The 12,377-nt window shown below is 49.0% G+C and carries 11 protein-coding genes, 1 tRNA gene and 1 pseudogene; 9 read left to right on the top strand and 4 right to left on the bottom strand.

Going from position 1 to position 12,377, the window contains the following annotated elements:
* Both K4A83_RS19335 and K4A83_RS19330 read right to left on the bottom strand, forming a co-directional pair.
* Nucleotides 1-445 (bottom strand): long-chain fatty acid--CoA ligase (locus tag K4A83_RS19335; RefSeq protein WP_265266316.1); only part of this gene is annotated, 445 nt, incomplete at its 3' end.
* Between the two features lie 4 nt (nucleotides 446-449).
* Nucleotides 450-2,264 carry an aspartate kinase gene (locus K4A83_RS19330; RefSeq protein WP_265266315.1) on the bottom strand — a complete coding sequence of 605 codons (1,815 nt, stop codon included), beginning with the start codon at nucleotides 2,262-2,264 and terminating at the stop codon, nucleotides 450-452.
* A 385-nt stretch (nucleotides 2,265-2,649) separates the two neighbouring features.
* Between K4A83_RS19330 and K4A83_RS23580 the strand changes: the two are divergent.
* From K4A83_RS23580 to recA, 5 genes and pseudogenes are all read left to right on the top strand, one after another.
* Nucleotides 2,650-2,887: pseudogene (locus K4A83_RS23580) on the top strand (AAA family ATPase); the annotation flags it as partial.
* Between the two features lie 236 nt (nucleotides 2,888-3,123).
* Nucleotides 3,124-3,939 (top strand): transporter substrate-binding domain-containing protein, encoded by an 816-nt coding sequence (locus tag K4A83_RS19325; protein WP_265266314.1) that lies wholly within the window; start codon nucleotides 3,124-3,126, stop codon nucleotides 3,937-3,939.
* Nucleotides 3,940-3,944: 5 nt separating this feature from the next.
* Nucleotides 3,945-4,664 (top strand): amino acid ABC transporter permease, encoded by a 720-nt coding sequence (locus tag K4A83_RS19320; RefSeq protein WP_265266313.1) that lies wholly within the window; start codon nucleotides 3,945-3,947, stop codon nucleotides 4,662-4,664.
* Between the two features lie 12 nt (nucleotides 4,665-4,676).
* Nucleotides 4,677-5,429, top strand: a complete 753-nt coding sequence (locus K4A83_RS19315; RefSeq protein ID WP_265266312.1) for an amino acid ABC transporter ATP-binding protein — start codon at nucleotides 4,677-4,679, stop codon at nucleotides 5,427-5,429.
* A 126-nt stretch (nucleotides 5,430-5,555) separates the two neighbouring features.
* Nucleotides 5,556-6,632, top strand: coding sequence for a recombinase RecA (recA, locus tag K4A83_RS19310; RefSeq protein ID WP_017303907.1), 1,077 nt, complete (start codon nucleotides 5,556-5,558; stop codon nucleotides 6,630-6,632).
* A 119-nt stretch (nucleotides 6,633-6,751) separates the two neighbouring features.
* Here recA and K4A83_RS19305 read toward each other — a convergent pair whose 3' ends face one another.
* Nucleotides 6,752-7,480, bottom strand: a complete 729-nt coding sequence (locus tag K4A83_RS19305; RefSeq protein ID WP_265266311.1) for an FHA domain-containing protein — start codon at nucleotides 7,478-7,480, stop codon at nucleotides 6,752-6,754.
* A 161-nt stretch (nucleotides 7,481-7,641) separates the two neighbouring features.
* Complete coding sequence (locus tag K4A83_RS19300) at nucleotides 7,642-7,914, bottom strand: DUF3493 domain-containing protein (RefSeq protein ID WP_265266310.1); 273 nt, start codon at nucleotides 7,912-7,914, stop codon at nucleotides 7,642-7,644.
* Between the two features lie 247 nt (nucleotides 7,915-8,161).
* Here K4A83_RS19300 and K4A83_RS19295 point away from each other — a divergent pair.
* From K4A83_RS19295 to K4A83_RS19280, 4 genes are all read left to right on the top strand, one after another.
* Nucleotides 8,162-8,234: transfer RNA gene (locus K4A83_RS19295), tRNA-Thr, on the top strand.
* 281 nt (nucleotides 8,235-8,515) lie between these two features.
* Nucleotides 8,516-9,727, top strand: coding sequence for a glycosyltransferase (locus K4A83_RS19290; RefSeq protein WP_265266309.1), 1,212 nt, complete (start codon nucleotides 8,516-8,518; stop codon nucleotides 9,725-9,727).
* A 78-nt stretch (nucleotides 9,728-9,805) separates the two neighbouring features.
* Nucleotides 9,806-10,534: a class I SAM-dependent methyltransferase gene (locus tag K4A83_RS19285; protein WP_265266308.1), complete on the top strand. Its 729-nt coding sequence runs from the start codon at nucleotides 9,806-9,808 to the stop codon at nucleotides 10,532-10,534.
* An 86-nt stretch (nucleotides 10,535-10,620) separates the two neighbouring features.
* Nucleotides 10,621-12,377, top strand: a 1,757-nt coding sequence (locus K4A83_RS19280) for a TIGR03032 family protein (protein ID WP_265266307.1), incomplete at its 3' end; no start/stop codon positions are given.

Here is a 12,377-nt window from a genome sequence, read left to right as displayed (position 1 = left end):
GGTCTGGTGGGGGGAGATGGTGCCAAGAGAGGGTACCGGGGACGGGGAGGCCGATGGCGATTTTTAGGGGAATGTGACGTAGGGGGGCGGAGAGGGGGAGGAGGCTGTAGGCTTTGCTGGTGGCGATGAGGGCGTGGGGGGGGAAGAGTTGGCAACAGTGGTTAAGGTGGGGGATGCCTGCGGAGGGGTCGAGGAAGAGGGCGACGAGACCGAGACGAAAGAGGGCGCCGAGGATGATATAGAGTTCGGCGGAGAGGGGTTGGAGGACTAAAACTCCTTGACCGGGCTGGAGACCTTGGTTTTGTAGAAAAAGAGCCACCCGTTGCACCTGAGCATCGAGTTGGGCAAAGGTGAGACAACGGGGGCGTTTGGCAGAACCATCCCAGAGGGCAAGGGTATCTGGGGTTTGGCAGACGGGAATTTGGAGGAGGTCTACCAGATTCATTGGGTTAAACGGGAACTTCTAGTTTAGATTTCCCGGCGAGGCCGAAGGCATCATGAATGATTTTGAGGGCGGTTACGGCTTGTTCTTCGGCGACGACGCAACTGATTTTAATTTCTGAGGTGGCAATCATTTGAATGTTGATCTGGTGCTGGGCGAGGGCTTCAAACATTTTGGCGGCGACGCCGGGATGACCGACCATGCCTGCGCCGACGATGCTGACTTTGGCGATCGCACTATCTACAGAAACCTCGCCTCCTCCCCACTGGGACACCTGGGCGGCGAGGAGTTTTCGGGCTATTTCGGCATCTCCTTGGGCGACGGTACAGGCTAAATCTCGGGTGCGGATGCCGTTAATAATACGACAGCGTTGGGATTGAATAATCATGTCTACGCTGATGTTTTCTTGGGCGAGGAGGCCGAAAATTTGGGCGGCCATGCCGGGCTGGTCGGGGACATGACGTAGGCCGAGACGGGCTTGATTGCGGTCTAGGGCGACACCACGCACGGGGGGGGCGGCTTTGCCGTTGGGGGCTGGTGGGGTGAGTTGGATGGGGGAGGTGTTGACCTCAAAACTTTGACAGAGGGCTTGGATGGCGCGATCGCAATCGACCGCATCAATCACACAACTCACCTTGACTTCCGAGGTGGAAATCATGCGAATATTCACCTGAGCCTCGGCGAGGGCTTGGAACATTTGGGCGGCAATCCCCGGACGGCCAATCATGCCCGCCCCGGCAATGCTCACCTTGGCAATGGTGCGATCAATCATCACCTCGGCCTCATCGGGGGCGGTGGAGGGGTGGGATCTTAAAACAGGTGCGATCGCCTCGGCCACCGCTTCGGCCGGCTTCAACATCCCCTTGACCACCGTGAAAGCAATATCATTGCTATTCCCCTCATGAATCGACTGGATAATTAAATCCACATCCACATCTTGCCGGGCAATTTCCCCAAACAACTTGGCCGCAATCCCCGGGCGGTCCGGCACGCGCAACAGGGCAATTTTCGCCTGGGCTGGGTCAAATTCGATAGCATCCACCGCCTTGGTAATTTCCAAATTTTCCAAGGAGCGAGGCTGGGGTAAACCAGACACCACCCGCGTTCCGGGGTCATCGGTCCAACTAGACAACACCACCAAGGGAATCCCATAGTTGCGGGCAATTTCCACCGCCCGAGGATGCAGCACCTTCGCCCCCAAACTGGCCAACTCCAGCATCTCATCACTGGTAATTTCATCCATTAACTGGGCTTCCGGCACAATACGGGGGTCTGTGGTCAAAATCCCCGGCACATCGGTATAAATTTCGCACTGACTGGCCTGTAACGCCGCCGCCAAAGCCACCGCCGAGGTATCCGACCCCCCACGTCCCAAGGTGGTGATCTCCATCTCATTCCCTTCGGTAATGCCCTGAAATCCCGCCACAACCACCACTTTTCCCTCATCCAGATGTTTGCGCATCCGTTCGGTTTTAATATTCAAAATCCGCGCTCGACTGTGGGCTGTTTCTGTGACAATGCCCACTTGCGCCCCCGTGAGGGAGATTGCAGGCTGTCCGAGATTTTGCAGCGCCATACTTAACAGAGCAATCGACACTTGCTCCCCAGTCGAGAGCAACATATCCATTTCTCGACGACTGGGAGAGTCGGTAATATCATGGGCTAACTTCACTAAAGCATCGGTGGTCTTGCCCATTGCCGACACCACCACTACGACAGAATTTCCCTTTTGTACCGTCTTCTGGACTCGTTCTGCCACCGCTTGAATCCGTTCTACTGTCCCAACGGAAGTTCCCCCATATTTCTGAACGATAAGCGACATAATTCTCAGACTCCTCTGGTGCCTCGCAATCATTGGTGCTGAATCACTTTAGCAAAGTTAGTTCAGAGAAACCGCTCAATTTTACATATTTTTGAGATTAAGCCGGGTTTAAGGGGAGAAAATAGTTTTTTTGTACTAAATCAGTCTCCCATGTTAAGTTTGCCCAGATGGCGACCTTTCCCAAATTTTAAAAATGCGATCGCCGGATCTACCAATCAAACCCCTTTCGTTAGTTTTTTGTATTAAACTATTCAGGGAAACATGAGAGGGCATGATAGAATTGTTTGCCAATCTAAATTAGAACAACACAATCGCATCGTTGGGAGTTTGACCTTTGAATAGATTACAAGAACTAACCCTTAATGGCTTCAAATCGATTAAAGAGATGGATCTGCAATTGCAGCCTTTGAATATATTAATTGGTGCGAATGGGGCGGGTAAAAGTAATCTTAGTCTCCTTCTTTAAAATGCTTAACGAGATGATGGCTGGTCGCTTTCAGCAATACATTGGAACATCAGGACGCGCCCAATCTCTCTTACATTTTAGACCCAAAATAACACCTCAAATAGAAGCAAAGCTCGAATTTCAGGTTGAGAATGGAGTAGACAATTATCACCTTAGAGAAGCCCCGCGCTCTCCCGATAGGGGAGCGTAGGGAGGATTTCACGGGGTTAATCAGGGAACAATTCGCGGCCTAAACTCCCTCATCCATCAGGGCAATATCGGCTCTTTGCGGGGATTGTGCGTTGGTGAAACCTTACCATACCCCCCTGCGGATCACCGAAAATTCTAGTCCTTGCCTTCTACAAAATGGGAGATTGGATATATTCTTAAGTATTCACTTTGACCCAAATCGTTATGAAACGCCGCTTATTTCTATTTACCCTAGGTTTTGCCGCTTCTTTGAGCATCGGTGCGATCGCCGGATGTACCAATCAAACCGCTACAACCGAAGACGGAAAACCCATTCTCGTCATGGCCACTTCTGCCGACTACCCCCCCTATGAATTTTACGAAACTGGGCGGGGTTTAGGTGAACCTGTAGGCTTTGATATCGATATTGCCAGATATATCACCGATAAGCTGGGTTACGGCCTACAAATCAATGATATGGACTTTAATGGTATTATCCCCGCGCTACAGTCCAATCGGGCGGATTTTGCCATGGCAGGTATGACTCCAACAGAAGAACGAAAACAAAGTGTCGCTTTTTCTGATATTTATTATGAAGCCAAAAACACCATTGTGGCTCGGGCTGGGAGTGGTTTTAAAACCTTTGAAGATTTAGCCGAAAAACGGGTAGGGGTGCAGTTAGGTTCTACCCAAGAACAAACCACTAAAGAACAAGCCAAAGAATTTCCCGCTATGACCATTGAATCTCGCAACCGAGTGAGTGAATTAGTGCAGGAAATTAAAGCCGGACGCATTGACGCCGCTATTGTGGAAGATACCGTCGCTAAGGGCTATATTCAAAATAACCCGGATTTGGAATTTACCACCATTGAAAATCAAGAGGCAGCAGGTTCAGCCATTGCCTTCCCCCAAGGTTCAGAGTTAGTGGAAAAATTCAATGAAGTCTTAGCCGAAATGCGGGAAAGTGGCGAATTAGATCGACTGGTTCAAAAATGGTTTGAAGATTACTACGCCGCACAAGAAGCAGGGGAGAATCAATAAGTTTGATGAATAATATTTTGTGGGGAGTGAATGGACTGATGCCATCGAGTTTAGTGTTAGCACAAATGAATCTTGATTTTGCTCGTATTGCGGAGTCTATCCCCTTTATTTTAACGGGGATTAATGTCACCTTACAATTTACCTTAATATCGGCTGTTTTGGGGTTTATTTGGGGGACAATCTTATCTCTATTTAAAATCTCCAGTTTTAAGCCCCTCTATTGGTTTGGCATGGCTTACACCTCAATTTTTCGGGGAACGCCTTTACTGGTGACACTCTCCCTGATCTATTTTGCCACACCCCAGTTAACAGGTTATAACATTTCTGGATTTGAAGCGGGGGTGATTACGTTTACCCTCAATTCCGGGGCTTATATTTCTGAGGTGATTCGGGCGGGTATTTTAGCCGTTGATCGGGGGCAAGCTGAGGCGGCTATGTCTTTGGGGGTGCGTTATAAACCCCTGATGTTAGATATTATTTTGCCCCAAGCCATTAAGAATATTTTGCCTGCTTTAGTGAATGAAAGTATTGCCCTGTTGAAGGATTCAACGTTGGTGTCTACCATTGGGGCGCAGGATCTCTTACGACGGGCGCAAATTGTGGGGGCGCAGAAGTATGTTTATTTTGAACCCTTGCTCTTAGTGGCGGTGATTTATTATGTCATGGTGATGATATTAACGGTGGCATCAGTAATCTTAGAAAATCAGTTACGCAGGAGTAGTTAAGAGGGAGAGAAGATGGTTAAAGCAGAAACAGATAAGGCTGTTGCTATTCAAGTGGATCGGCTCTATAAGTCCTTTGGCAGTCTAAAAGTTTTGCGAGAAATTACCACAGAAATTAGGCGGGGGGAAGTGGTGGCAATAATTGGTCCCTCGGGCTGTGGAAAGTCTACCTTTTTGCGCTGTTTGAATTTGCTGGAAATGCCTACATCGGGCAAGGTTTATATTGATGGGGAGGAAATTACAGCCCCTAATGTGGATGTAATGAAAATTCGACAAAATGTGGGCATGGTGTTCCAACATTTCCATTTATTCCCCCATATGACGGTGTTAAAAAATGTCATGTATGCCCCCCTAACGGTGAAGAAAATGCCCAAGGCCCAGGCGAGTCAGAAAGCCCTCGATTTGTTAAAGCGGGTGGGGTTGGAGGAAAAGGCGGATGTCTTTCCTTCCCGTCTGTCTGGAGGACAAAAACAACGGGTTGCGATCGCCCGTGCTTTGGCAATGGAACCCGATGTCATGCTCTTTGATGAACCCACCTCCGCCCTAGATCCGGAAATGGTGAAGGAAGTTCTCGACGTGATGAAACAAGTCTCTGAAAGTGGGATGACGATGGCCATTGTTACCCATGAAATGGGCTTTGCGCGGGAAGTCGCCGATCGGATTTTCTTCCTCGATGGGGGGAAAATTGCTGAAGATGCACCCCCCGACGAGTTTTTTAGTTCCCCCAAAAGCGATCGCGCTCAACAGTTTCTAGAAAAAGTTTTGTAGGCCTTGATTTTTTAGTCAATTTTCGTCACAATAAGCCCAAGGTGGTTCTCGCCCCCCTTGGGTGGATTGAGACGAGACTGCTAGAACTTGACTGCTAGAACTTGAACGTTTGTCACAGAGGCATTAATGGCTACGATCACCAAAAACCCCGAAAAAGACAAGGCATTGAAAGCCGTCCTGAGCCAAATAGAGCGCAACTTTGGCAAGGGCGCGATTATGCGGCTAGGGGATGCAACGCGGATGCGGGTGGAAACCATTTCCACCGGAGCGTTAACCCTTGATTTAGCCCTCGGGGGCGGACTCCCGAAAGGTCGGATTATTGAACTCTACGGGCCAGAAAGTTCTGGGAAAACCACCTTAGCTTTACACGCGATCGCCGAAGTCCAAAAAGCCGGGGGAATTGCCGCCTTTGTGGATGCGGAACACGCCCTAGATCCCGCCTATTCTTCCGCTTTAGGGGTAGATATTGAGAATTTATTAGTGGCCCAACCGGATACCGGAGAATCCGCTTTAGAAATTGTGGATCAACTGGTGCGTTCGGCCGCGGTGGATGTAGTTGTGATTGACTCGGTGGCGGCCTTAGTTCCCCGGGCAGAAATTGAAGGGGAAATGGGGGATACTCAGGTAGGATTACAAGCCCGTTTGATGAGTAAAGCCTTGCGGAAAATTGCTGGAAACGTCGGGAAATCAGAATCGACGGTGATTTTCTTGAACCAACTGCGCCAGAAAATCGGTGTCACCTACGGCAGTCCAGAAGTGACGACGGGGGGAAATGCCCTCAAGTTTTATGCTTCGGTGCGGTTAGATATTCGGCGGATTCAAACCCTGAAAAAAGGAAGTGAGGGGGAATATGGCATCCGGGCTAAGGTGAAAGTGGCGAAAAATAAGGTCGCCCCTCCTTTCCGAGTCGCAGAATTTGACATTATTTTTGGTCACGGGATATCCCGCATGGGTTGTATGTTGGACATTGCCGAACAAACCAATGTTGTCACCCGGAAAGGCGCTTGGTATAGCTACAAGGGGGAAAATATTGCCCAAGGGCGTGATAACACGGTGAAATATTTGGAGGAAAATCTGGAAGTTGCCGCGAAGGTGGAACAGGAGGTGCGGGAACAGTTACAGGTGGGGGTTCCCATTGATGCCACTTCGCTGAAGTCCTCGAAACGGGGAGATGATGGTGAGGGAGGGGCTGAGGAGGAATAGGTTGTCGGGGAATCGGGAATCGGGAATCGGGAATTGATAATTTCTCCCCTGCTCCCCTGCTCCCCTGCTCCCCCTCTCCCCTGCTCCCCTGCTCCCCTGCTCCCCTGCTCCCCCACGCCCTACTCTTCAGTGAATGTTTTTCCCTCGTCCTCTTCATGATAAAAACGGTCTAATAATTGGGCTTGTTGTTCTGGGGTGAGTCCACCGGGGGCGGTAGGGGGGAGGTAATCATCCCAGCCCATCATATCGGATGGGTCAAAGAGGGGATTAGTGGGTTCATCTTTGATTTTGCCTTTTGGAATGCGATCGCTATGGGCGGTTTTATGAATAATTCGCCTCTGTTCCAACATTCTCGCCACATCTGAGGGAACAACAGGTAACTGTTTTTCTTCTCGACAAACAAAGAAAGAAAAGACTAAACTCCCTAAACGGACATGATCGCCCTCTCGTAACAAAACCCGATCTTGTACCCATTCATGATTGACAAACGTGCCGTTGGTACTATTGAGATCGTAGAGATAAAACCCCTCGGTGGGCAAATATTGAATGGCCGCATGATGTCGGGAAAGATGTTCGTCAGGAATGGATAAGACTAAATCCTGACCTCTGCCAATAGTCCAGATGCCCTCACTTTGCAAAAATTTCTGCATCACCCCACAGCCTAAATTCGTTATCAAGTAGGTTTGGGAGGGTTCAATTACCGCAATAACATGATTCTCTGACCAAGTGGCTAAACCGGAATCTCCCGCAATTTCGAGGTTGAGAATCTCATCTAATAACCCTCGATTCTGTTCATACAGTTTGAGAAAAATTTGATAGAGGCCGAGTTTTTCGTCAATATGATTCATGAGCTTTAAGCCCCGCTAAATCGTAGATCACAAGAACAAGCAGGAGGGGAGTAACACTCCCAATGTATCAAGAATCAATTCCCCATTGCCAATGCCCAGTTCTAGGATAGGTTTTGTTGGAGTGCAATAGTTGAGAAGATTCAAGAATGAAAACCCTTTGGTTAAGATTTATGGTCTTTGCGTTGTTCCCAGCGATACAAACTGACCATCAAGGCAACCACACTAATTTGTAGGGCAAAATTGGGTAACGCGGCGCTCACATCTCGCCCTGCTAAGAGTTGAGTCAAAAAGATAAAAGCTCCAATTAACCCCGATGCACCAAATCCCAAATAAATAAATTTGCGTAAACCCCGATAGGGTGCTTTCGCTTCAGCTTTGAGACGAGCGTATTTTTCTGGACTCATCGGGGGACGTTGACTTTGAGGATTGGTCATGGAAAAACGAGGAAAAGGTGAATTTGTGGTTAGTGTTTGGGTTTGGCGGGGGATAGAGCTTCTATTGGGGGATAGTGGGGAAATGCTATCTTACCTCTTCTCCCAGTTTACTCTCTATATGGATGGGTTTCCTAACCTCGACGAATTTGCAAGAATCTGTTATAGTGAAAAACTGCAATGAACATCTAGCCTCCGTGGGCTTGAGTTCGGCGCGGGCTGTGATTACGGTCAGAATTGGTGTAATCCTGCTTCCCTAGCTCAATTGGCAGAGCATTCCACTCGTAATGGAAAGGTTGTGGGTTCAAGTCCCATGGGAAGCTTATATCAAGTCCGGTTAAACACTTGCCAGGTGAACACTTGTCATTGCGACCGTAGGGAAGCAATCGCCAGGACTAGCGAGATAGCAGAGATTGCTTCACTCTACTGCGTGACCGAAAATAATGGGATACAAGCCCCGTCCTTCAGGACGGCTTTTTATTACCTTCGCAATAACTGAATAGGGTTGATTAAGCGGATTGGATATTAGAAACTTGAAGGGTTAGAAAATTGACAATTGACAATGGATAATTGACAATTGTTTTTTTGCCTGTACCCTCTCACCATGACTAGAATTCTCCACGTCATTCCCTCTTTATCTCCTCTACGCGGGGGACCGACGGCTGTGGCGTTAAATTTGGTCAAGGCCTTGCGCGATCGCGGTGTGGAGGCGGAAATTACTGCCACCAATGATCATGGTCCCGGGGTGTTAGATGTGCCTCTGGGAGAACGGGTGGACTATGAAGGGGTTCCCGTGTGGTTTTTCCCCCGCTTTAGTAGTCCTTTCTCTCAGGTGAGTTTAGGGGGAGATCGGGGGTTTTTGTTCTCCCTGACTTGGACAAAGTGGCTATGGCAAAACCTTCATCATTACGACGTTTTGGATCTTCATTATCTCTTTTCCTATGGGTCGAGTTGTGCAGGTGCGATCGCCCGTCACCAAAAAATTCCCTACACCGTCCGCAGCATGGGACAATTAGCCCCCTGGGCTTTAGCCCAAAGTCGCCGCAAAAAACAAATGTATGCCCAACTGATTGAACGTCTCAACCTCAATCAAGCCGCCGCCGTTCATTGTACCTCCCCCGGAGAGGTGGAAGACGTGCGCAACTTCGGCATTACTGCCCCCACCCTCACCCTCCCCCTAGGAGTAGAATCTCCTCCCCTCTGGCCCGATGCCCCGCAAAAACTCCGTCAAACCTACAATATCGCCCCAGAAACCCCCATTATCCTGTTTTTATCCCGGTTACACTACAAAAAACGCCCCGAATTACTCCTAGAAGCCCTCCAATACCTTTCTCCTCGTCCTCCCTTCCATTTACTCCTAGCGGGATCCGGAGATGAAGACTATGTAAACCAGATAAAACAACAGGTGCTAGACTTCAATCTACAGGACTGTACTACTTTCACCGGATTTGTCACCGGGGAAGCCAAACAATTATTACTTCAGGGTTCCGATTTATTTGTGTTACCCTCGTTTTCAGAAAACTTTGGCATAGCCGTAGCGGAAGCCATGACCAACGGACTGCCTGTTATTGTCACCCCAGAGGTACAAATTGCCCCGGATATTATCCAAGGAAACACCGGGCGGGTGGTATCTGGAGCCGTTGAATCTTTAGCTGGTGCGATCGCCGAATTATTGGCATCTCCCACCTTACGTCAAACCTTGGGAGTCAATGGTCGCCAACTTGGACAATCTCGTTACAATTGGCAGGCGATCGCAGAATCCCTATTAACAGCCTATCAAGCCATTATTCAACACCAACCCCTCCCCCAACCGTAACCATTTAAGCCCCCATTTATTAATTATTAATCCCCTATTACCTATTACCTATTCCCCATTACCTATTAACTATTCCCCATGTCCTACTCTCGGCGTCTACTTCAACAGGGAACCTCCCTCACCCGTTTAGCCCATCAATCCCGTTTTAAAGTAGTCTTAGACCTCTTAGAAGAAACTTGTTATGAAAAAGCCTTAGACTACGGTTGTGGAGACGGTTGGCTGTTAAAAACCGCCTACGAACAACAACGGATTAAAACCGGGATTGGCGTTGATGTAGATGATTATATGCTCAACGCCTGCGCCGAAAATCTACAAAGCATTGCTGATTTACAATACTGTTTTCCCCACAATCTGGCTCAATTTATTGAACCCAAAAGTTGCGATCTATTTATTTGTACAGAAACATTAGAACACGTTAACAATATCGAGCAGGTTTTTGATCTAGTCTTACCCTACTGTAAGCCCCAAGCCACCTTTATTATTTCCGTTCCCATTGAAGTCGGTCCATCTTTATTATTTAAACAAATCGGTCGCTACTTCGCCAACTTAAAAGGTAATTACGGTTACGAACGTTACACCCCCCGCGAACTATTTTCCGCCGCCATGCTCTGGGATGTGGAAAGTTTCCCCTCCTCCCATAGTTTAGATGCCGAATTAAAAGGACATAAAGGCTTTAATTACCAAAAAGTTGAGCAGATTTTGCAAAATAGACTAACCATTACTCGTAAAATTTTCTCTCCCTTTCCTTGGTTGAACCACTTTGTAAATAGTACCGTAATTTGGGTTGCTCAAAACCGTGATATCTAGAAAAATCTGCCATGACCAATCCTTTAAGTAGTGTCCACACGAGCAATTTTCCTCACCTACTAAACCAACTAGGGATCTCCCTAGTTGTGTCAACTTACCAAGCGGGAAAAGTGGTCATTTTGCGGAGTGAGGGAGAAGTCTTAAATACTCATTTTCGAGTTTTTGATAAACCAATGGGGATGGCGGGAGATGTTAACCGCTTGGCCATTGGAACCCACTTTCAGATTATCGAATTGCGCAATATTCCGGCCGTGATTCCACGACTGGAAGAAGAAGCCCCCCATGACGCTTGTTATCTACCCCGCAAAACCCACATCACGGGGGATATTGATGTTCACGAAATGACCTATATTGATGAGGAATTATGGTTTATTAATACCCGTTTTTCCTGTCTCTGTACCCTCGAAGATCGTTCTAGTTTTGTCCCTCGCTGGCGACCTCCTTTTATTACCCACTATGCTCTAGAAGACCGTTGTCACCTCAATGGTTTGGCGGTGGGGCCGCGGAATCAACCCCAATATGTGACGGCCTTGGGGGCGACGAATACCCCAGAAGGATGGCGGAAAACCAAGGCCACGGGGGGGATTCTGATGGATATTCCCAGTAATGAGATTATGACTCAAGGCCTCTCGATGCCCCACTCTCCTCGGTGGTATGATGAGCGTCTCTGGGTGCTAGAGTCAGGGAAAGGGAGTTTAGCGACGGTAGACCTCAACACCGGGAAATTAACTCCTGTGGCCCTGTTGCCGGGGTTTACGCGAGGGCTGAGTTTTTATGGTCGCTGGGCATTTGTGGGACTTTCTCAAGTGCGAGAAACGGCGGTGTTTAGTGGAATTCCCATTAGTCAGCAAGCAGAGCGTTGTTGTGGGGTTTGGGTGGTGGATATCGACCGGGGGGAAACGGTGGCCTTCCTGCGCTTCGAGGATGCCGTACAGGAAGTTTTTGCGGTGGAGGTTCTGCCGGGGATTCGCTTCCCGGAGTTAATTGAGTGGGATGAGGAGTTACTGAAAACGTCTTTTGCGCTGCCCGATGAGGCGTTACGGGAGGTGGTGCATCCGTCCCCTGAGTTGGCGATGAATTCGCCGGATTATCTGTTTCAGTTGGGCAATGAGGCCTATGAAGCAGGGGAACGGGAAAAGGCGATCGCCCATTATCAGGATTGTATCGCCTTACAACCCGACTATATCCCCGCCCTGTATAATTTGGGGGTGCTTTATCGAGAAGACCCTAAAACCCATCATCTCGCCCTCGCCCAGTTTCGCCAAGTGTTAGAGTTTGACCCCCACCACGCCGAAAGTTATAACAACTTGGGGATTCTCTACAATGCCCAGAATCAAATGCTTTTAGCCATTGCTCATTATCGACAGGCGATCGCACTCCGTCCCGACCTCCCCACCATCCACTTTAACCTCGGCATGGCCTTATTAACCTTGGGGCAATGGACAGAAGGCTTTCAAGAGTGCGAATGGCGCTGGCAAACCCCCGAATTTACCCCCTTTGACTGTCCCCATCCGCGCTGGGATGGTCGCCCCCTACCCCAGCAAACCCTACTCATCCACACCGAACAAGGCGCCGGAGATGCCATCCAATTTATCCGCTATCTCCCCCTAGCCGCCCAACGTTGTAGTCGTGTTCTCCTCATCTGCGTCCCCGAATTAAGAGAACTTTTAGCCTCAGTCCCCGGCATTGACCAAATCCTCCCCCCCGGCCCCGTCAATCTTGAAGACTTCCACAGCTATATTCCCTTAATGAGTTTGCCCCACGTCCTCCAACTTTCCCCCGACACCCACCCCACCCCCATCCCCTATCTCCACGTCACCCCCGCCCCCCATCCTCAACTCCC

The organism is Spirulina subsalsa FACHB-351, assembly GCF_026130165.1.
Taxonomy (GTDB): domain Bacteria; phylum Cyanobacteriota; class Cyanobacteriia; order Cyanobacteriales; family Spirulinaceae; genus Spirulina_A; species Spirulina_A subsalsa_A.
This window is presented reverse-complemented; position numbering and strand designations above follow the sequence as displayed.